We start from the raw sequence: 21,126 nt of genomic DNA on the forward strand, positions 1-21,126 counted from the left end.
TCGTCGGAGCGGCACTGAACCCGGCGACCTCACCCAGGTCGACGGCTTGTCAGTCACATCAGTGGTGCGCACCGCCGACTGCGCCACGCTCGACGGGTGGAAGGGCCCGCTCGACGCGCTGTTGAGGGCACGATCGACGGCATTAAGGGCACGCTCGACGGAAATGTCGGCCCGGTGGGCGGGATCAACGGCCCGCTCGACGGTCAGTTGTTGTGCACCAGCTTCTTCTCGGCGTCGGTTTCCTCACCTGGGATGTCGGTGCCCCGAATCGAGAATCCTGCCGTCTCGCGCAGGAAGGGCAGCGCGATCATGCCGATCGCGCAGGCGAGCATCATGTAGCCGGCCGGGAACAACTCCCAACCCTCGTTCTCGGTCACCGCGTCGTTGATCAGCGGAGCCGTGCCTCCGAACGCCGCCGTGGCCACGTTGTAGGAGATGGCGAACCCGGCATACCGCACCTGCGTGGGGAACATGGCCGGGAACGTTGCCGAGATGGTCGACAGCTGCGGGATGTACAGCAGCCCCAGCACCAGGAATCCGACAATGGCCCAGCCGAAGCCCTGCCCCATCAGCCAGTACATCGGCAGCGCGAACACGAACAGACCGATCAGCGAGCCCCACCACATCGGTTTTCGGCCGATCTTGTCCGACCAGGCACCGAAGAACGGGATACACGCCATCATCGCCAGCTCGCCGATGAGGATGACAACCGTGCCGGTGGTCTCGCTCATTCCGATGGTGGTCTTGAGGTACGTCGGCTGATATGCCAGCAACGTGTAGTTGGCCACGTTGAGGGCGATCACCAGGCCGAACATCACCAAGATGGGCTGCCAGTAGTTGGTGAGCAGATCCTTGAACCGCGTCCACGCGGTGCCCTCGATCTCATCCTTCTGCTCGAGTTCCTTGAATACCGGCGTGTCTTCCATCTGATTACGCAGATACAGACCCACCAGACCCAATGGCAACGCAAGCAGGAACGGGATGCGCCAGCCCCAGGTCTCCATCTGCTGGTCGCTGAGCGCCAGTTCGAGCAGCAGCACAATGGCGGTGCCCATCACGAACCCGGCGAGTGTGCCGAACTCGAGGAAACTTCCGTAGCGGCCGCGCTTCTTGTCCGGGGCGTATTCGGCCATGAACGTTGCCGCTCCGCCGTATTCGCCTCCGGTGGAGAATCCCTGGACCACCCGGAGTGCGATCAACAGGATCGGCGCCCATACGCCGGCGACCGCATGCGTGGGCAGCAGTCCGATGAGGGCGGTGGCGCCCGAGATGAGCAAAATGGTCATGGCCAGCACGGCTTTTCGGCCGATCCGGTCTCCGATCGGACCCCAGATCATGCCGCCGAGCGGTCGGAGCACAAATGAGATCGCAAATCCCAGCATCGTGCCGATGGTCCCGAGGTCGCCGGGAAAGAAAGCTTGCGTGAGATAAGTCGTGGTGGCGGCGTAGACGCCGTAGTCGTACCACTCGGTTGCGTTGCCGATGGCGGATGCGCCGATGGCCTTGCGTAAGAGCTTCTTGCCTTCCGGTGAATCCGGATCCGGAAATCCTGGTGCAACGTCTGAATTCGTTTTCGCGATGTTCGGGCTCATTGATACCCCCTTCAACTGAAGACGTCGGGCTCTGGTGTCTTCGAGGCCCACAGATTCCTGCTACTTCCGCGTTTTGAAAGCAGGTGACTAGGCGTTTGTCGGTGCAGGCCTCCTCGAGGGTGGTGGCCCCGGCAGGTTGCCGAAGCCCGATCTATCTTCCCGATACCGGTCGGTTGACGGGCACGTTCGGACTCGACGTTATCGCTGCGCCACCGAACTGAGATACGGCACCCGGTTCGGCGATGATTCGCCGCAACCCGTCCCGCATGTGGTCGACCATCAGTTCGTCGGCCGATTTTGTGTCCCGCTGGGCAATTGCCGAAACGATGCGGCGGTGTTCGGAGATCCGCTCTTCGGCGGATACGTAGGTGCCTCGCATGGCCCCCAGACACATCCGTGTCTCGACGAGAATGGTCTCGTGAAGTCGCGAGAGCCGGGGGCTACCTGCGAGTTCTACGAGTTCGTGGTGAAATGCCATGTCCGCGTCCGCAATCTGCGGACCATTGGGGTCGTCCGCGTGCCGCTCCATCTCCTCGACTGCGGCGGTGAGGACGTCGACGGCGTCGTCGGGGCGACGCAGGATCACCTGTTCGAGTGCGGCGCGCTCGACCGCGGCCCGGGCGACGTACATGTCCCTGATGTCGTCGTCGTCCATCGTGATCACGAACAGACCGCGATTCCGGTAGCTGACCAGCAGCCCTTCCTGCGTCAACCGCTGCATGGCCTCGCGCAGTGGTCCGCGGCTGACGCCCAGATCGGCCGCCAGGCCCGATTCGGTGAGTTGCGAGCCGGGAGGAAAGTCACCCTTGGCAATGGCTGCTCGTAATTGACGCGCGATGATGGCCGGCGTCGACTCCTGGACCAGGGGTTCGAGTACCCGAGGCCTGGCCACGCGCCCGCGGGCACCGCCGGACTTCTTGATCTCATCGGACATGAGTCACCGCACCCAAACCCCTCGCGTTCCGTCTTCGTAGATTGTTGACAATCTACCGCAAAGGCGGGCTCACACAACCTGCCTGCCGGTTTTTGGCGGCGGCGGGAACACCTGGGCCATTCAGTTGCTTGACGTGATCGCCAACCCCACGGTGCCCTTCTTGCCTCTACGCAGCAGGCTGCCCTTCACCGTGACCCATCCGAGAAGCCGGTACTTCTTCTGCACCACCTCGCGCGCGTGATCGGTGCCTGCGGCATCGAGAATCGCGGCTGTACCGGACACGGGATCTCCGTATGTCTGCTTGCCCCGCACGTCGCACGCCTGGACCACCACGGCCGGGTTGCGGCGCAACCGCTTCACCTTCCACGAATCGGTCACCGTCCACATCAACAACTTGTCGCCGTCGAGCGCCGCCCACAACGGCGAGGACACCGGTGTCCCGTCCTTACGGAACGTGGTCAGCTGCACGTATTTCGCGGTTCCTGCCTGCCCAAACGGTGTTGTCATCAAAAGCCCTTCGTCGCCAGCCCTTGTCCGCAGATGCTACGCACCCGGTGGGGTACGCCGGCCACCATCAACAACCGCCCTTCGATATCACGCAGGCGATGACCGCGTACTCAATAGGAGGCAAGGCAGTCGGTTGCGAGCGAATATCGCACCGCAGCAAACCAATTCGCGCTGTGCCGACCACACACAACGAACTCATCCACGTACTGAGGTCGTGGTCGTCAATCGAACATGTGTTCGACAAATGGCCGGCGCCCAGGTAGACTGGAAATACGTTGATCGAGGCCCGGGGGGGACCAACCGATGACCGATACCACTTCTCTTGATCCACCGGCGACGCCGGTGTTGATGGGCCTGTATCGAGAGCTGAGTTCTGTCCTCGACCGAATAGCGGGTGCGTCTTCGTCAGATCTTGACGACGCGTCGGTGTGCGAGCTGGCACGACTGAACGAGAAAGCTGTTCGCGCCCTTGGTTTTCAAGGTTTACAACGGCTGCTCGAAGTGTCAGATCGGGGCGCATTTCGCAAGGCCGGGCACCCGACATTGCACCGCTTCGTGATGAGTGAGTTGCGGGTTACCCGCGGCGATGCGTCATCGCGGTTGAAGGCATTGGATGCCGTCGCCCGGCTTCACTCCCTGCAGGGCGAGGTGCTTCCGCCGAAGTGCCCTGCCGCAGCAAAAGCACTGGCAGAGCGAGCAATTGGTCTCGCGCATATGGATGTCATGCTTGATGTCCGCAAACACATCCCCAACAAGGCCGCGCCCGAGGTACTCGACGTTGTCGATGCGTGGATGGTCGACAACGCGCGCACGATGAATCCGACCGACCTGATCCAGTGTGGGCGCGAGGTGCTGGCGCGGGTCGACCCCGACGATGCACTGACCGATGAGCAGGACCGCAAACGCAACCGCGGGTTGAGTGTGGGCGAACAGGGCACTGACCTGATGGCCAAGATCACCGGCACCCTCGATCCGCAGACGCTCGCACTGTTCAAGACCGTCCTCGATGTATGGGCGGCCCCAGGTATGAACAACCCTGATGACCCCGAGTCCCCGGTCGGAGCCGTCGACGATCCGGGCCACCACAAAGCACTGATCGAGTCAGCCGCCCACCGCGACACCCGCACCACCGCCCAGCGCCAACACGACGCGTTCAAAGCGATTCTGCGCACCGTCCTGGAGTACAAACTTCTGGGCACGTCCTATCGCGGGTTGCCGGCCCAGGTGATCATCACGATGACAAAGCAGCAACTCGACGACGTGGCAGGCATCGCAACCACCGCGTCGGGGGTGGATCTTCCGGTCAAAGACGCTCTCGAACTCGCGGCTCGCTCAGACAAGTCGTTGGCTGTGTTCGCACATCACTCAGCCGAAGTCCTGTACTTCGCGCGGGCGAAACGCGTTGCCCAGCAGGGCCAACGGTTGGCATTGTTCGCCGCCTACCGCGACTGTTCGCACCCGGGCTGTCGCCAACCGGCCACCTGGGCCGAGATCCATCACGTGAACGCGTGGATTCTGGGCGGACTGACCAATGTCGATGAGCTGGTGCCGGCCTGTTCCGCCCATCACGCGATGATCGGCGACGGTCCCGACCAGTGGCAGACCGTCATGATCACCGAAGGCGCCGACGCGGGCCGGGTCGCCTGGATCCCGCCGGCATGTGTCGATCCCGATCAAGTCCCGCGGGTCAACCGCGCCAACCACGTGGGCGAAACCGTTGATGCCGAGTGGATCAAGGTCATCACCAAACGCGACAAAGCGCTCAGAGACCACGAACAACGCCTGATGCACCAGAGCCATTCGCGGCCGCCAGACCTCCCGCCAGACGACAATGCCGACGCGAACGGTGAGGGCTGAGGGGCCGAAGCAAACTGGCCAGACCGGCGGTTTGCGCCGGACGCAAAGGGGTAGTCTGCGCAACAAGTTTCTCGCAGCGCAACGAGAGGGCAGAAAATCATGCCGACAACAACCCCACTGCCTGCTGTGTGGACGCCCGGCGTCACCCTGCGGCACGGAAACGTCTGCACGGACGCTCAGTCGTGAGCACCACCGAGAAGAACACCGGCGGTTCGGCCACGTCGTCGTCGCTGGGTACCAGCCTCAAACCCAGACACATCACCATGATCTCCATCGCCGGCGTCATCGGTGCCGGGTTGTTCGTCGGATCGGCGAACGCGATCGAGAAGGCCGGGCCTGCGGTGATCATCTCGTACGCGCTTGCCGGGACACTCGTGGTGCTGGTGATGCGCATGCTCGGCGAGATGGCCACCGCCAACCCCAACACGGGTTCCTTCTCGGTGTATTCGCACCGGGCACTGGGGCGCTGGGCAGGCTTCTCCGTCGGATGGCTCTACTGGTGGTTCTGGGTGCTGGTGATCCCCGTGGAGGCCACCGCGGCTGCGGAGATCTTCAGCAAACTCATCGGCGGCGAACAGTGGATCTGGGCCCTCGCCGTCACACTGTTGCTCACCGCCACCAACCTCATCAGTGTCGGGAACTACGGCGAGTTCGAATTCTGGTTCGCCTTGATCAAAGTTGTTGCCATCATTGCGTTCATCGCGATCGGCGTGGTGGCGATCCTCGGCTTGTTCCCGGGTTCGGAGACCAGCGGGGTCAGCCATCTCTGGGAGCCCGACGGCTTCCTCCCGAACGGATCCACCGCGATCATCTCGGCCATGCTGGTGACGATGTTCTCTTTCATGGGCACCGAGATCGTCACCATCGCCGCGGCCGAATCACCCGATCCGGAAAAGGGCATCACGCGCGCGGTGAACTCGGTGATCTGGCGCATCAGCATCTTCTACATCGGTTCGATCTTCGTGGTGGTGGCCCTTGTGCCCTACAACCAGCTCGATGACGGGTCGTATCAGACAGTGCTCGAGGCGATAGGTATTCCCGCGTCCGCGCAGATCATGGACGTGGTGGTGCTCACGGCAGTCGCATCGTGCCTCAACTCCGCGTTGTACACCGCGTCACGGATGTTGTATTCCCTCGGCGAACGGCACGAGGCTCCCGCCGCGGTCAAGAAGCTGACGGCCAACGGGGTCCCGTGGGTGTCGGTGCTCGCGTCGATGGTGCTGGGATTCCTTGCAGTCATCGGCAATTACGTCCTCCCCGACAAGATCTTCGGCTACCTGCTGGCCACCAGCGGCGCAGTTGCGCTGTTCGTGTACCTGTCCATCGCGGTGAGCCAGCTGGTGCTGGGCAAGTCGATGCGAGCCCGCGATCAGGTTCCGGCTGTGAGGATGTGGCTGTTCCCGTACCTCACCGGACTGGTCATCGTATTCATCGTCGCCGTGCTGGTACTGATGGCGTTCGATTCCGATCAACGCGAGGCCATCACGTTGTCAACCATCTCGGCGGTCATCATCGTGGCCATCGGCGTCTGGATGCAAAAACGGCACGGCGATCGGGGGTACGACGCCCCGGATGCAGCAAAGGCCGCGGTCCCTGGTGCACCCGGACCGAAGAGATAGTTGCCTTTCAACCCAATGCATGGTTAGGCTCTCCTAACTCTAGTTGGGTTTCGTGAAGGGTGAAGCATGCGCCGGGCGTTCAATCATGGAAAAATCATCGGCAGCGTGGTGGCTGCGTTGTCGCTCCTGGCGGCAGGTTGTAGCTCCCCAGACGACGAATCCTCCGACAACGGGGCTTACGAACCGGTGGTTGTCGAGCACCAGTTCGGTTCCACCACAATCGATTCTGACCCGATGACGGTGGTCACGTTGACGGGCAGCTGGACCGATTCCCTCCTCGCGCTCGACGAACCGATCAAAGCCCGGTACGTGACCGAGGGGTATGCCGGCGAGAACAATCGATTCGAGTGGACGCCGGAGAACGACGCCGAGGTCATCACGTTTTTCGGCACGGAATCCATCAGTGTCCCTCAACTCGCCGCCCTCGAACCAGATCTCATCCTCGCCGGCTATCTCGGCAGCGAGGACGAATACAAGCGGATCAGCCAGGTGGCCCCGACCATTCCGGTGATGGCCAAGGATGCGGTCATGGACTCCTGGCAAGACGTCACACTGACGGCGGGCCGGATCTTCGGAAAAGAAGACAAGGCACAGTCACTGGTGGACGATGTGGAATCGCAGGTCGCCGACTTCAAGGCGGATCATCCTGCAGCACAGGGCAAGACGTTCTCGTTCGGCCAGCTGACCCAAGAAGGTCAAGTCGGTGTGGTCGCCGACGACACCGATCCGGTCAGCAAGTTGATGTCGTCGATGGGCATGGTTCTCGACCCGAAGGTCAAAGAGGTCGCCGAAGGCCAGACACGCGTACTGATCTCGCGTGAACGCACCGATCTGCTGAACTCCGACTTGCTCATACTCTGGCCACTGGGCGGCGATCCGGCGGCGTTCGAATCGCTACCGGGCTGGTCCAATCGGACAGCCGTCAAGAGCGGTGCGGTGGTGTACGTGAACAACAACAACGCGGCGGCACTGAGTGAGCCGACGATCTACTCCGTTCCCTACGCGTTGAACCTCATCGGGGCGGCGGCGGACAAGATCCCCGGCTGATCACATCCCACGCGCCGCGAGCTCCTTCGACGTCGCCCAAACCGCGATGTCGCCGCGACCGATGGCCACCGCAAGAAGTTCCGGGAAAGCGTCGGGTGTGCATGCAAAAGCCGGTATCCCCATGGCGGACAGCGCCGTTGCGATGTCCCGATCGAATGCCGGCGCACCCTCATCGGACAGCGCCAGCAGCACGATGACCTGCGCCCCGGCCGCTGTCATGGCGGCGACTCGGGCCAGCATCTTCTCTCGAAGACCACCCTCGTAGAGATCGGAGATGAGGACGAAGATCGACTCGGCAGGCCGGGTGATCAGGCCCTGGCAGTACGCGATCGCCTGGTTGATGTCGGTACCACCGCCGAGGGTCGCGCCGAACAAGACGTCCACCGGATCTTCCAGTTCGTCTGTGAGATCCACGATTTCGGTGTCGAACAGCACCAGGGACGTCTTCACCGACCGCATCGAAGCCAGCACCGAACCGAAGATCGACGCGTACACGATCGACGACGCCATCGACGCCGACTGGTCGATGGCCACGATGACGTCGCGACCCAGATGTTGGGCCCGTCGACCATGCCCCACCAGGTGCTCGGGGATCACCGTTCGGTAATCCGGTTGATAGTGCTTGAGATTCCTGGCGATCGTGCGATTCCAGTCGATGTCACCCGGTCGCGGGCGATGCGTTGTTGCCGCCCGGTTCAGCGCACCGGTGACGGCCGCACGCGTCTGGTCGGCCACTCGGCGTTCGACGTCGTCGACCACCTTGCGGACCAGAGCGCGCGCCGATGCCCTCGACGTCTCCGGGATGGCCTTGCCGAGCCCGATCAGTGTGCTCACCATCTCGATGGTCGCCTCGACGGTATCCATCAACTCCGGCTCGGCGAGCAGTTTGGTGATGCCCAGACGTTCGACGGCGTCCCGCTGCATCACCTGAACCACGTTCGAGGGGAAGTACTTTCGGATGTCACCCAGCCAACGGGCCACCGACGGCGCCGACCCGCCCAAGCCGCCTCTGCGCGAACGGTCCGACTCATAGAGGGCGGCCAGCGATCGATCCATCCCCTGCATATGTCCGGGATCGGGCGTACCGAGCGGCTCATCCGCCGCAGTGCCCACCACCATTCGCCAGCGTCGGAGCCTGGTGTCTTCGACCGGGTCTGATTCATCAGGAGACATCTGCGCCCTCCTTCGCCGCCGGCGTGGACTGCGGAGCTGACAGCCCGAGCAGTGCGGCGACAACGGCGACAGCGGGCGCCGCACGCTCCGGGTCGACCGACGACGGAGCCGCCACCTGCACCACACCTCCGCCGATACCCTTCACCGATTCGGCGATGTTGCGGCGGATCCCGGCCTCGAACACACTGAACGTGCGCCGCAGCAACGGGACCAGCTCGGTGAACTGCTCGTCGGGCAGTCCGGCCAACCAGTGGTCGATGACGGCCAGCAGCGACCGATCGTGCACCAGCAGCAGGCCTCCCCCACCGATGAAACCGTCGATCCAGGCAGCCTTGTCCGCGGGCACAGCACCCACCGAGAGCGCACGATGCAACCGCGTTGCCGCCTCATCGCCGTCGATCTCCCTGGAGTCGAGCAGTATTCGGACGATGCGACCGACCAGAGAACCGTGCAGATCCCGCCGATCGGCAAGGCTGCGGAGCACGCCACGCCAGTTCGCTGCTTCTTCTCTGGCCACCCCAACCTGTTCGAGCAGCGCAGTCACCTCGTGCACCTGATCGATCAACGTGCGGAATTCGGCGGCAGCGTCCGCGCCGAGTCCGGTGATCGCAGCGGGCAGTCCCGCAGAGACCCGGACCAGCAACGATGTGGTGACGTCGGCAAGGGCGCTGGTGTCGGTGCCCCGCACATCGCCGTAGCGCAAGGCCCGCGACAGGGCAGGCAGAGCACTCATCAGATGCTCCACATCGCGGTCGAGCGCAGCGCGGTCGCGTAAAGCGTCCAGCACCTGGCTCACCGCGGTGGGGAGGTCGGCAAGAAGCGCCTGCTCGAGCACAGCGGTGACACCGGACAACCGGGACGCCTTCACCGCGCGCTCGATCAGCCTGTTGGTCGCGGCAGCTTCCACCGTGGTCCCCCACGACGATGCGACCACGATGTCGACCGCGAAATCGGGCTTCCACGCCACGAGCCAGCCCTCCTTGAAGGTGCCCGAACCGCTCACGTCTTCCGGAACGCCCCAGTCGATGGACAAGGCTGCAAGCCGATGCAGCAGAACCGACTTCGCCAGATCAGGAGGTCTGCGCAGGTCCAACACGAGCTCACGCACCATGGGTTCGATCTTGAGCCGGGCCGAACGGGCGACAGCCCGCAGATCCGCCTCCAGAGGTACCGTCGGGGCGTCCGTGGGCGTGGACCCCAGCTGCTCCCCGATCACCAGCTCGTCGGTGATCAGCCGCATCACCGTGTCGTCGCCGTCGCACATCACCGCCTCGGCCGCCTCGCTCACCTCCGCTAGCCCCGGCAGCGGTCGCCGCCGGAGCGTCGACAGACTCTCGGCGAGCCGGGCGGCCTCGATGATGTGCGCAGACGAGATCGCGATGTCTTTGGCGCGCAACAGCTGTGCGACCTTGATCAGCCACCGGGTGATCACGTCCTGATGCTGGGTGAACAGGTGGTGGTACCAGCCGGGCGACACCACCCCGGCGCCGTAACCGGACGCGAACGCCAGTCGCGAGTGTGTCCACGGCACCCATGCCAGTTTCGCCCGGACCTTGGGAGTGCCGCGCAGCACTTTCGCGTCCGCGGTTGCGGGCGGAAACTTCCCCATCAACGCCGGGGCGTGCCACGCACCGCAGATCACCGCGACCTTCTGCACGCCTGGCTCTTTGAGCGCTTTGCGCAGCACCTGCCGCATATGCGCCTCGCGTCGTTCCTCGTGTAGTCGTTCATCAAGATCGCCCACCGGCGGAAGTTCATCGCGCAACGCGCTCATGGCTTCGGCGATGGCATCAAAACCCCCACCATCCGAGCGTGTTTCGATGACGTCATCCCACCATCGTTCCGGATCGTCGTACCCGGCCGCGTCGGCGAGCACTCCGATGGGATCGGTCCGTACGGGGGCACCCGCGTCGAGCCCACCCGGTACGGCCAGGTCAAGAGTGAGGTCGTCGTCCGCCGGCTCGGTCCCGCTCCGGCCACCACCACCGCTGTGGGCCAACACCATCGAAGCAGGGAGGTCACAGAATCGGACCGGCCGGGCATTGTCGACGGCCCAGCGCATGGCCTGCCACTCGGGAGAAAACGCAGCGAAGGGCCAGAATGCCGCGACCGCAGGTTTGGTTACCGCATACGCGAGGATGGCGACAGGCGGCGACATCTCGTCCGACCCGACGAAGCCAACAAGTGGGTCGGCATCCGCCGGTCCTTCGATCAGCACGATGTCCGGGTCGATGCGCCTCAACTCGGCCAGAACCCCACGGGCCGAACCCGGCCCGTGGTGCCGTATCCCGAGCACGTAGGTGCCCGGACCAACATCTTCGGGACGCCCGGTGTCGAGCGCCTGCGGCGACGTGGTGTCGACACTCTGCTCAGACACCGCCGTCAAGATCCGACCTCTCGGCACGCCCGGTAGAAGTCAGCCCAATCCTTGCGTTCGCGCACAACGGCTTCCAGGTACTCCGTCCACACCACCGCATCGGCGACCGGGTCTTTGACCACGGCGCCCAGGATTCCTGCGGCAGTGTCGGAGGGTCGGAGCACGCCGTCGCCGAAGTGGGCCGACATCACCGCACCGTGCGTGATCACCGAGATCGCCTCGGCCGTCGACAAGGTGCCGGACGGCTGCTTCACCCGGGTCCGGCCGTCAGCCGTGAGTCCCGACCGCAGTTCGCGGAACACCGTGACCACCCGGCGGATCTCGTCGGAAGCACTCGGGATCTCCGGCAGTTCCAGCGTCTGCCCGAGGGCTTGGACGCGCTGCGTCACGATCGCGACCTCCTCGTCGGCGGTCGCGGGCAGTGGCAGGACCACCGTGTTGAAACGACGACGAAGAGCCGACGACAGATCGTTCACACCACGGTCCCGATTGTTCGCGGTGGCGATCACCGAGAATCCCTTGGCCGCTTGCACTTCGGTGTCGAGTTCGGGTATTGGCAGCGACTTCTCCGACAACACCGTGATGAGCGCATCCTGCACATCGGACGGGATGCGGGTGAGTTCCTCGATGCGTGCGATTTTCCCTTCGCGCATCGCGGTCATGATCGGTGACGGAACCAATGCCTGCTCACTCGGGCCCTCGGCCAGCAGTCGTGCATAGTTCCATCCGTAGCGAATCGCTTCCTCCGGAGTACCGGCGGTGCCCTGGATCAACAGGGTGGAGCGGCCGCTGATGGCGGCTGTGAGATGCTCGGACATCCACGTCTTGGCTGTACCGGGTACCCCGAGCAGCAGTAGCGCCCGGTCGGTCGCAAGTGTCGCGACCGCCACCTCGACCAGGCGCCGGGGCCCGATGTATTTGGGAGAGATCGTCGTTCCGTCGTCCAGCGTGCCGCCCAGCAGATAGGTCACCACCGCTGCTGGGGACAAGTTCCAGTGTGGCGGCCGGGGTCGGTCGTCGGTGTCGGCGAGCGCCGTCAGCTCGTGCGCATAAAGTTGCTCTGCATGTGGTCGCAGGATGTCTGTGTTCACCGTGGACGCATCGGGGTCTGTCACTTCATCTCCTCGGTGATCGCGGCGCGCAGGATCAGCGCCCACTTGAGTGGTTCGAGCAACTGGGGCCAGCCGCCCTTCATCCGGTCGGTGACCGCGTCGATCTGTTCGATCCATCGGTGACCAGGTCCGACGGGGAGGCCCGTACGCAGGTGGTCGACCAGCCCACGCCAATGCCAGAGTTGTGTTCCCGAGCCAGTGATCGCCTCTCGGAGAACTAGGTTGAGGGCTGTCGCGGCGACCTCGTCCGGCCACGGCACCGGTAGGTGTGGCAGCACTGCTCCGGGCGGGCGTCGGTTGCGTAACCACCACACGGCCGCCTCACGCCTCTCTGTCTCGTCGAGCACTCCGACAAGGCCGGGTTCGGCGCCTTTCCATCGGTACAGAGCCCGAGCCCACGTCGCGCTGTGTTGCGCGACGGCGGCAGCACTCCACGCGGCGAGGACGATGTCGGCGTCGTCATCGGCGACCGCCTCGACCACAGAGCCCGGATCTTTGCCGAAGCTGTTCTCCCACAACGACAGTGGTGCTCTCTCGAGAACCTGACGGGCAAGCCATGCGCCCGCCCCTGTTCCCCGCGGCGGTGTGGGATCGATGCCGTCACGGCGAGCGGCCTGGTCGGCACCCTCGGGTAGTACCAGTGCGATACGCCACCGGCGGCCACCACCGGAACCCACGAGGACAGCGCGGGCTCGCTCGATCATCCGTTTCTGCAACCCGGAGTCGGGAATCCTGTTGAGCAGGCGGGCGGCACCGGCCCGCACCGACCCCTTGCGGTCGTCGAGGGCCATCTCGAGAAAGGCCTCGTCGGTGGACGACAGCCCGACCTCGAGCGCGCCGAGCAACGCCGCCCTGACGTCACCGGGCTCCGATGCCCAGGTCTCCTGAAGCCGGCGCAGGGCTTCGGCCGAATCAGCTGTACGCCAACGTCGCAGTACCTCCACCCGTGCCGGCGTGTCTCCGAGAGACCACACTTCCTCGACATCGACATCGGGCTCGGCAGCGAGATCACGGGCCGGGAGGGTGCCGGGGATGTCACTGACATCGCTGAGCCACCGCCCCCGTTCACCGACCAGGACCGCGACTGCAGGTCTGATGCGGACCTGTCTGGCGGTGCGTTGCAGCAGTGCCGGGATCATCGCCGGCGGCACTCGCAGGTCGCGGGCGGCCATGGATTCGATGGCCCAGGTGGCCAGCTCTTCACCGGAATCGAGTGCCTGGCCGAGCAGTCCGGCAAGCCGCTCGTTCATCACCGGACGGTCCTCGTCCGGTGCGGGCGCCATCGCGTCCACGTGAGGGCCGGCCGACATCCCGGCCCGGACGGCCACCGTGTCGAGGGCCGCGATCGAGAAGACCGCTGCCACGGCGTCTCTGCGGTCGATCCGGTTCACCGGCTCGGCGATGGCCGGGGCGAAGTCGGTCATCTCGAGCGCTTTGCCACCCACCCCGACCGTGGCCGCGGACACCAATTCGTCCCAGGCGCTCACGCCGCACCCATCTGTTGCGTCGAAAGCGGTTCGGTTGCAATCGGATCGAGACCGTCGGGTCCCAGTTCGCCGAAGACCTGAACCGCATGGCCGCCGGAGATGGCCAGCAGGGTGTACCAGCGGTCGTCGGAGGCGTCGAGGCTCACCGACGCGCCGTCATCATCGACGAACAACCTGACGCCGTCAGCGACGGCGGGGCGCCCGACAATCGCCACCGGAAACGTCTGCAGCCAGGGGTCTTTCGCTATTGCTTCCGCCCGATCGGCGAGTGCGGCCGCGACGGTGTCCCCGAAGAGGGTTGACCCTGAACCGGCCAGATCCGGCGGCCTCATGCCGAGGTCGCCGTCGGCAACCAGCGCGCGCAGCGGCGGCGACCCCGGATAGAAGTACAGCGGACCATCGAAGACCATGCCTGCAAGGAACCGCCCGTCGAGCCCGGCGGCGGTGGGCGCGAACGACAACACCACCGCACGTCGTCCGGTGCCGCTGCCCCACAACCAGATCCGGCGGGTGACCAGCTGCTCATCATCTCGGTCACGGACGGCCACGATCTTCCAGGTGTCGCTCACGGGTGAGCTCGCCAGCACGTCGGCCCGGGCAACCGGGTAACCGACATGCCTGCGTACGTTCGCGGCCATCGCCGGATCGAGGTCACGCAACGATCGATGTGCCTGCACCAACAACCGAAGCATCGCCAGTTCTCGGAGCAGCCGCTCGGGCCATCGGGTGCCCGTCACCATCGCAGGCAGCTCACGCACCCGGCGGGCCAGGCCAGGCGCCTGCGCATCGACGAGTCGCGCCGCCACCGGATCGAAACGCCGGTAAGGATCCGCCTCCGCACCGGCCAAGCCGCTGCGCACCTGGTCATCGAGCCACATCTCGAACTCGTCCAGGCCGGCGGCGACGCGGAGTTCTCGCTGCTGTGCCGTGCGGGCCGCACGTTCGGGATCTTTCGGTTCCGCTCGGACCGGACGGGACGGCGCCGCGGCGGCTTTCGCTACCCGCTCATCGATCCACGGTCTGGCAAAGTCTGCGACCTGAGGTTCTTCGGGCACACCGCCCGCAGCCCAGAGCAACATCAGCCCCAGCGCATGTTTGCAGGGGAACTTCCGCGAAGGGCAGGAGCACTTGTAGGCAGGACCGCTCAGATCGACGATCGTCTGGTACGGACTTCTGCCGCTGCCCCGGCACAGCCCCCACACCACCTGGTCGGCGCAGCCTGCGAGGACCACGGCGCCGATACGGAGAGTTTTCGGCCCGCCGCCTGCGAACCCGGGTCGGGGGCGAGCGCCAGTACCTGCTCGGCCCGCCATCGCTGTGTGCCCACACTTCCAACCAACCACAGAGCCCGGACAACCGCATCGACCGGGAGTTCAGAGGTTCTTGGCGACCTCGCGGAACGTCTGGTACGTGGCCTTGAGCGTGTCCGCCGCCACAGTCGAATCGGCTATCGAGCCCGCCTGCCCGCACCGCCAGGTGTCGAGCGAGATATGCATCAGCGACATGAACACCGACACGATCACCCGCACCCGCGCGTCGTCGGCGGGTACTTCCATCCGCTCCGCGATCTTGTCGGCGATGCTGCGGAACTTCCTGTCGCCGAGTTCCATGCTGCGCGCATTCACCGACGGCGCGTTCTGGATGATTCGGTTCATCGTCTCGAACCGGGAGAGGTCCACCGAGCCGACGGGGCACTGTCCACCGAGAATCTGCACCTGGGCGTTGATCAGCGCCTCGATCTCGTTGCCGGTTCGCGGTTGCGCGTCGAGGGAGTCGGCCATGGCCACGATCATGTCCTCGACCGGCGCAAGCACGACGTCTTCTTTTGTCGCGAAGTACCGGTTAAACGTACGGGGCGAGATGTCCGCAGCGTCCGAGATCTGGTCGACCGTGGTGGTCTCGAAGCCTTGTTCGTCACACAACTTCAGGGCAGCCGCAATGAGCCGATCGCGGGTCTGCACCTTCTTGCGTTCCCGAAGACCGGCCCTGACCTGGCCAGTTGCGGCTTGTACGAGTGTCACGTCCACATGATAACTCGACATCCCAGAAATTGCTGCGGAGCGCGCCAATTGGCAATGTCCGAATTTTGTCGCTTGACGACTTCTGTCTGGCTCTGCCACTATTGCCGAGGACCCAATCACCCCCTCTTCAGATATGAGGATCTCGTGGCTTCACCCGACACCGTCATCTCACAGGATTCACCTGACAGCGGGCTCGCGAAAGACAGCGCGGCCGCACCGAAGTCGACCGGCGACTCGCGCCGATGGTGGGCGCTGGGAATCATCGCCCTCGCCCAGCTGATGGTGGTGCTCGACGCCAGCATCATCACGATCGCGTTGCCCTACGCGCAGGTCGACCTGGACATCTCCGACGCCAACAGACAGTGGGCGCTCACCGCCTACACCCTGATGTTCGGCGGTCTACTACTACTGGGTGGCCGGATGGCCGACTACCTGGGCCGCCGCCGGATGTTCCTGATCGGCCTGGCCGGTTTCGCCGCATCGTCGGCGATGGCCGGATTCGCCTGGGACGCAATGTCCTTCTTCGCCGGACGCGCGCTGCAGGGTGTGTTCGCAGCCATTCTCGCCCCGGCAGCCCTGTCCCTGATCACCGTCACCTTCACCGAACATCGTGAACGCGCACGCGCTTTTGCCGTCTACGCAGCAGTGTCGGGCGGTGGCGCCGCGATCGGCCTCATCGCAGGTGGCGCGCTCACCGAGTACCTGTCGTGGCGCTGGACCATGCTGGTCAACACCCCGATCGCGATCATCGCGGCCATCGGTGGACTGTGGCTCGTGATCCGGGACATCCCCACCAAACGAACCGGTGGCTACGACCTCCCCGGCGCGATCACGGTGACCCTCGGCCTGATCAGCATCGTCTACGCGTTCACCAAGGCAGCTGAATCCGGCTGGGGCGCAGCATCGACCATCATCTTCTTCGTCGCCGGCGCAGTGTTGCTCGCCGTGTTCGTGGCGATCGAGATGCGCACATCGAATCCGCTGTTGCCGCTCCGTATTCCTGGCGAACTGAACCGCGGTGGCGCCTACCTGGTCGCCTTCATCATCCCGACGGCGATGTTCGCGATGTTCCTCTTCCTCAGCTACTACTTCCAGAACACCCTCGGGGAGACACCGCTGCGGGCCGGAGTCCTGTTCCTCCCGTTCCCGATCGCTTTGATCGTGTCAGCGGGAGCGGCCAGCTCCCTGCTGCCACGGTTCGGTCCGCGACCGTTGATGATCGCCGGCACCGTCTCGGGCGTCCTGGGGTATCTCTACCTCGCCCAACTGGACTCCGACTCGTCATGGCTGGCCCACATCCTGCCCAGTGAGCTCCTGATCGCCCTCGGCATGGGTCTGGTGTTCGTTGCCATGCAGGCAGTGGCGCTGCACCGCATCGACGTCAACGACTCGGGCGTGGCCAGCGCCCTGGTGAACACGGCGCAGCAGGTCGGCGGTTCGGTGGGCGTTGCGCTACTGAGTACGATTGTGGCGCAGGTGTTCTCGAACGATTCCGGCAGCGCGACGAAGATCGGCGAAGACGGGAAACCGATTCCTGTCGATCCAGAGGCCTTCATCTCGGCCAGCATCCACAGCTACGACGTCGCGTTCTACTGGGGAGCCGGGTTCATGGCGCTGGCCCTCGCGGTCACCGTCTTCATGATCCGCATGAATCGTCACGCCCTGGGCGACGAAACCCAGAATGCCGCGGTGGTCGCCGCCTGATCTTCATCGGCCGGAGAACCGGGTCGTGCCCTCGCGGGCGCGGCCCGGTTTTTGCTGTGGGCGAAGCCGGCGCACCGTTCTGTGCGTCACGCACCTGATCGACACGGGCGCAAACGCACCGGAGCGTACGCGAGCCGAACGAGCTGTCGTGCGACACCCTTGACCCTGACACCGTGTCAGCCTGCAACGTAGGGACCGCCATGAAAACCATCGGAGATTTCGCCAAACTCGGCCGGGTGTCGGTGCGGATGTTGCGGCACTACGACTCGATCGGTCTGCTCACACCGCAGGTCATCGACCCCCACAGCGGATACCGGTTCTATGAGGTGTCCCAGCTGGAACGGCTCAACCGCATCGTCGCGCTCAAAGATCTCGGTCTACGACTCGAGCAGATCCGCCGCATTCTCGACGGCGAGCTGACCGGCGCGGATCTACGCGCGATGCTGCGGTTGCGTCAGGTCGAACTCGAGTCGCAGATTCGTCAGGATCAGCACCGGCTCGCCCGGGTGGAGGCGAGGCTTCGACTCATCGAATCGGAGGACAGCATGTCAGAACCCAACATCACCACCAAGACGGTTGAACCGGCCACCACCATCGGCCTTCGGGCCCTGGCCGACAGTGTCACCAGCGAAGACATCGGGCCGGTGATCCAGCCGCTGTACCCACGGATCATCGAAGCCCTGGGCGCCGCCGGGCAGACGCCCGTCGGACCGAGCATCGCGTACTACGCTCCGGCACCGGAACACTCACCCGACGCGGTGTGGGTGCACGCCACCTTCCCGGTGGCCGTCGACACCGTTGCCGGGCTGGAGACGTTCGACATCCCCGGCGGCGAGGTGGCCTCGATGATCCACCTCGGGTCGATGAATCAGATCGACAGCACCTACCAGACCCTCAACCGGTGGGTCGGCGAGCAGGGTTACAGGCTGACCGGCCAGGGTCGAGAGATCTACCTCGAGATGTCAGATGACCAGAGCCAGTGGGTCACCGAGGTGCAGGTCGACTTCGTTCGCTGAGTCGGCTCACCCCCTCGCGGCGCGAGAACGCAGGCTTTGCGTCCACCTGCAGGTGTTGCAACACCTGCGGACAGCAAGAACCCCTGCACCTGAATGGTGCAGGGGTTCTTGCGCCTTCTGACGAGCCCGGTCAGCCCAGGACCAACGTCTCGCCGTCGGCGCTGGTGTTCACGGGCACCACGTCGCCGTCGGTGATGTCGCCGGAGAGCAGAGCCCTCGCGAGCTGGTCGCCGATGGCCTGCTGAACCAGTCGACGCAGTGGCCGGGCCCCGTACAGGGGATCGAAACCGCGTGTGCCGAGCCACTTCTTGGCGTTGTCCGAGACCTCGAGGTGCAGTCGACGCTGCGCGAGTCGCTTCTGCAACTGGCCCAACTGGATGTCGACGATGGACACCAGCTGCTCCTCGGTGAGCGAGTCGAACACCACCACGTCATCGAGCCGGTTGATGAACTCGGGCTTGAACGCCGAGCGCACCGCCGCCATGACCTGGTCCTTGTTCCCGCCTGCACCGAGGTTCGACGTGAGGACCAAGATGGTGTTCCGGAAGTCGACCGTGCGGCCTTGACCGTCCGTCAACCGTCCTTCGTCGAGCACCTGCAACAACACGTCGAACACGTCGGGGTGCGCCTTCTCGACCTCGTCGAACAGCACCACCGTGTACGGGCGACGCCGAACCGCTTCGGTCAACTGGCCGCCGGACTCGTAGCCGACATATCCCGGAGGCGCACCCACGAGCCTTGCGACACTGTGCTTTTCGCCGTATTCACTCATGTCGATGCGCACCATCGCACGTTCGTCGTCGAAGAGGAACTCCGCCAGCGCCTTCGCGAGCTCGGTTTTGCCGACGCCCGTGGGTCCGAGGAACAGGAACGATCCGAGCGGACGATTCGGGTCGGCGACACCGGCCCGAGCGCGACGAACCGCATCCGACACCGCTTCGATGGCCTGCTTCTGACCGACGACCCGCGATCCGAGTTCGTCTTCCATCCGCAGCAACTTGGCGGTCTCGCCTTCGAGCATGCGGCCGGCGGGGATGCCGGTCCACGCCGAGACAACCTGCGCCACGTCGTCGGGGCCGACCTCCTCCTGCAACATCACATCACCGTTGACCGCACCTGACTTGGCGGCAGCGGCGGCGAGTTCCTTTTCCAGCGACGGGATCTGGCCGTATCGCAGCTCTGCTGCTCGCCCTAGATCTCCGTCTCGCTCGGCGCGCTCGGATTCACCACGGAGGTGCTCCAAACGTTCCTTGAGATCTCGCACCGCGTCGATGGCCTGCTTCTCGCCCTGCCAACGCGCGGAGAGCTCATTCAGCTTTTCACGGTGATCGGCGAGTTCCTGCCGCAGTTTGTCCAGGCGTACCTTGGAAGCCTCATCGGTTTCCTTGGCGAGCGCGACCTCCTCGACCTCGAGTCGACGGACCACACGCTCGACCTCGTCGATCTCGACCGGACGGGAGTCGATCTCCATGCGCAGACGCGATGCCGCTTCGTCCACGAGGTCGATTGCCTTGTCGGGCAAGAACCGTGCCGTGATGTAGCGGTCACTCAGGGTGGCCGCGGCAACCAGTGCGGAGTCCGTGATCCGGACACCATGGTGCACCTCGTAGCGCTCTTTGAGCCCACGCAAGATGCCGATGGCGTCTTCGACCGAGGGTTCTCCCACGTACACCTGCTGGAACCGGCGTTCGAGAGCGGCGTCCTTCTCTATGTACTGGCGATATTCGCTCAGCGTGGTGGCACCCACGAGCCGCAGTTCACCGCGTGCCAGCATCGGCTTGATCATGTTGCCCGCGTCCATGGCGCCCTCGCCGGTGGCACCGGCGCCGACGATGGTGTGCAGCTCATCGATGAACGTGATGACCTGGCCCGCAGAACCTTTGATCTCTTCTAAAACGGCCTTCAGCCGCTCTTCGAACTCGCCGCGATACTTCGCACCCGCGACCATCGACCCCATGTCCAGGGACACAACGGTTTTGCCGCGCAGGCTCTCGGGGACGTCGCCGGCGATGATGCGCTGGGCGAGCCCCTCGACGATGGCGGTCTTGCCCACGCCGGGTTCACCGATCAGAACAGGGTTGTTCTTGGTACGGCGGCTGAGGACCTGCACCACACGACGGATCTCGGTGTCGCGGCCGATGACCGGATCGAGCTTGCCTTCGCGTGCGGCGGCGGTCAGGTCGGTGGAGTACTTCTCCAGCGCCTGGTACGTGCCTTCTGGATCGGCGGTGGTGACGCGGGCGTTGCCGCGCACGGCCACAAACGCATCGCGCAGCGATTGCGGAGTGGCGCCCAGGTTGGCGAGCAACTTCGCAACGTCTGAGTCACCGGTCGCCAGCCCGACGACCAGATGTTCGGTGGAGACGTACTCATCGCTCAATTCGCCGGCGAGCTGCTGGGCCGCCGAGACAGCCGCGATCGACTCGCGACTGAGTTGCGGGGTTGAGCTGGCGCCGGATGCCTTAGGCAGTCGGTCGACCAGCTGTTGGGCAGCCGTGCGCGCCTGAGCGGGATCAACGCCGACCGCCTTGAGCAGCGGCGCAGCGATCCCGTCGGACTGATCGAGCAGCGCGACGAGCACATGAGCCGGTCGAACATCGGGGTTGCCTGCGGCGGCTGCCGCCTGCACCGCGGCCGACAATGCGGCCTGCGTCTTGGTGGTGGGGTTGAAACTGTCCAC

At 64.7% G+C, this 21,126-nt stretch carries 15 protein-coding genes and 1 pseudogene; 5 read left to right on the forward strand and 11 right to left on the reverse strand.

Features of this window, described 5'->3' with window-relative positions; genetic code table 11:
- Positions 1 to 203: 203 nt before the first annotated feature.
- From W823_RS36130 to W823_RS36140, 3 genes are all read right to left on the reverse strand, one after another.
- Entirely contained in the window at positions 204 to 1,592 is a 1,389-nt protein-coding gene (locus W823_RS36130; protein ID WP_023955583.1) for an MFS transporter, read from the reverse strand.
- Positions 1,593 to 1,743: 151 nt separating this feature from the next.
- Positions 1,744 to 2,526 (reverse strand): GntR family transcriptional regulator, encoded by a 783-nt coding sequence (locus W823_RS36135; protein ID WP_023955585.1) that lies wholly within the window; start codon positions 2,524 to 2,526, stop codon positions 1,744 to 1,746.
- Between the two features lie 120 nt (positions 2,527 to 2,646).
- Positions 2,647 to 3,033, reverse strand: coding sequence for a PPOX class F420-dependent oxidoreductase (locus tag W823_RS36140; RefSeq protein WP_023955587.1), 387 nt, complete (start codon positions 3,031 to 3,033; stop codon positions 2,647 to 2,649).
- Positions 3,034 to 3,336: 303 nt separating this feature from the next.
- Here W823_RS36140 and W823_RS36145 point away from each other — a divergent pair, with 303 nt between their 5' ends.
- From W823_RS36145 to W823_RS36155, 3 genes are all read left to right on the forward strand, one after another.
- Complete coding sequence (locus W823_RS36145; RefSeq protein WP_023955589.1) at positions 3,337 to 4,890, forward strand: HNH endonuclease signature motif containing protein; 1,554 nt, start codon at positions 3,337 to 3,339, stop codon at positions 4,888 to 4,890.
- A 182-nt stretch (positions 4,891 to 5,072) separates the two neighbouring features.
- A complete protein-coding gene (locus W823_RS36150) occupies positions 5,073 to 6,509 on the forward strand; it encodes an amino acid permease (RefSeq protein ID WP_023955591.1) in 1,437 nt (478 codons plus the stop codon).
- Positions 6,510 to 6,575: 66 nt separating this feature from the next.
- The gene (locus W823_RS36155; RefSeq protein WP_023955593.1) at positions 6,576 to 7,556 is read left to right on the forward strand and encodes an ABC transporter substrate-binding protein; all 981 of its coding nucleotides are present in this window, start codon (positions 6,576 to 6,578) and stop codon (positions 7,554 to 7,556) included.
- On the opposite strand, the gene W823_RS36160 is transcribed toward W823_RS36155, so the two are convergent.
- The 7 genes and pseudogenes from W823_RS36160 to W823_RS36180 all read right to left on the reverse strand — a co-directional run bounded on the left by W823_RS36160 (position 7,557) and on the right by W823_RS36180 (position 15,726).
- Entirely contained in the window at positions 7,557 to 8,729 is a 1,173-nt protein-coding gene (locus W823_RS36160; protein WP_023955596.1) for a VWA domain-containing protein, read from the reverse strand. It abuts the gene before it with no gap.
- A complete protein-coding gene (locus W823_RS36165; protein WP_051406383.1) occupies positions 8,719 to 11,025 on the reverse strand; it encodes a DUF5682 family protein in 2,307 nt (768 codons plus the stop codon). Before W823_RS36165 ends, W823_RS36160 begins: the two co-directional genes overlap by 11 nt.
- A gap of 86 nt (positions 11,026 to 11,111) precedes the next feature.
- Positions 11,112 to 12,221, reverse strand: coding sequence for an AAA family ATPase (locus W823_RS36170; protein ID WP_023955600.1), 1,110 nt, complete (start codon positions 12,219 to 12,221; stop codon positions 11,112 to 11,114).
- Positions 12,218 to 13,705, reverse strand: coding sequence for a DUF5691 domain-containing protein (locus tag W823_RS57660; protein ID WP_023955602.1), 1,488 nt, complete (start codon positions 13,703 to 13,705; stop codon positions 12,218 to 12,220). Before W823_RS57660 ends, W823_RS36170 begins: the two co-directional genes overlap by 4 nt.
- The gene (locus W823_RS36175; RefSeq protein ID WP_235189416.1) at positions 13,702 to 14,784 is read right to left on the reverse strand and encodes an SWIM zinc finger family protein; all 1,083 of its coding nucleotides are present in this window, start codon (positions 14,782 to 14,784) and stop codon (positions 13,702 to 13,704) included. Before W823_RS36175 ends, W823_RS57660 begins: the two co-directional genes overlap by 4 nt.
- A 30-nt stretch (positions 14,785 to 14,814) precedes the next feature.
- A pseudogene (locus tag W823_RS58645) lies at positions 14,815 to 15,018 on the reverse strand (hypothetical protein); the annotation flags it as partial.
- A 60-nt stretch (positions 15,019 to 15,078) separates the two neighbouring features.
- Positions 15,079 to 15,726 (reverse strand): TetR/AcrR family transcriptional regulator, encoded by a 648-nt coding sequence (locus W823_RS36180; RefSeq protein ID WP_235189414.1) that lies wholly within the window; start codon positions 15,724 to 15,726, stop codon positions 15,079 to 15,081.
- A 144-nt stretch (positions 15,727 to 15,870) separates the two neighbouring features.
- Here W823_RS36180 and W823_RS36185 point away from each other — a divergent pair, with 144 nt between their 5' ends.
- Positions 15,871 to 17,430 (forward strand): MFS transporter, encoded by a 1,560-nt coding sequence (locus tag W823_RS36185; protein WP_023955606.1) that lies wholly within the window; start codon positions 15,871 to 15,873, stop codon positions 17,428 to 17,430.
- 200 nt (positions 17,431 to 17,630) lie between these two features.
- Entirely contained in the window at positions 17,631 to 18,446 is an 816-nt protein-coding gene (locus tag W823_RS36190) for a MerR family transcriptional regulator (protein ID WP_023955609.1), read from the forward strand.
- A gap of 130 nt (positions 18,447 to 18,576) precedes the next feature.
- On the opposite strand, the gene clpB is transcribed toward W823_RS36190, so the two are convergent.
- Complete coding sequence (clpB, locus tag W823_RS36195; RefSeq protein WP_023955611.1) at positions 18,577 to 21,126, reverse strand: ATP-dependent chaperone ClpB; 2,550 nt, start codon at positions 21,124 to 21,126, stop codon at positions 18,577 to 18,579.

It is taken from the genome of Williamsia sp. D3 (assembly GCF_000506245.1).
Classification (GTDB): domain Bacteria; phylum Actinomycetota; class Actinomycetes; order Mycobacteriales; family Mycobacteriaceae; genus Williamsia; species Williamsia muralis.

What these genes read in the sequence shown, in the direction of transcription:
- W823_RS36130 (WP_023955583.1), bottom strand. Translation starts at nt 1,592, where the DNA reads ATGAGCCCGAACATCGCGAAAACGAATTCAGACGTTGCACCAGGATTT.
- W823_RS36135 (WP_023955585.1), bottom strand. Translation starts at nt 2,526, where the DNA reads ATGTCCGATGAGATCAAGAAGTCCGGCGGTGCCCGCGGGCGCGTGGCC.
- W823_RS36140 (WP_023955587.1), bottom strand. Translation starts at nt 3,033, where the DNA reads ATGACAACACCGTTTGGGCAGGCAGGAACCGCGAAATACGTGCAGCTG.
- W823_RS36145 (WP_023955589.1), top strand. Translation starts at nt 3,337, where the DNA reads ATGACCGATACCACTTCTCTTGATCCACCGGCGACGCCGGTGTTGATG.
- W823_RS36155 (WP_023955593.1), top strand. Translation starts at nt 6,576, where the DNA reads ATGCGCCGGGCGTTCAATCATGGAAAAATCATCGGCAGCGTGGTGGCT.
- W823_RS36160 (WP_023955596.1), bottom strand. Translation starts at nt 8,729, where the DNA reads ATGTCTCCTGATGAATCAGACCCGGTCGAAGACACCAGGCTCCGACGC.
- W823_RS36175 (WP_235189416.1), bottom strand. Translation starts at nt 14,784, where the DNA reads ATGTTGCTCTGGGCTGCGGGCGGTGTGCCCGAAGAACCTCAGGTCGCA.
- W823_RS36190 (WP_023955609.1), top strand. Translation starts at nt 17,631, where the DNA reads ATGAAAACCATCGGAGATTTCGCCAAACTCGGCCGGGTGTCGGTGCGG.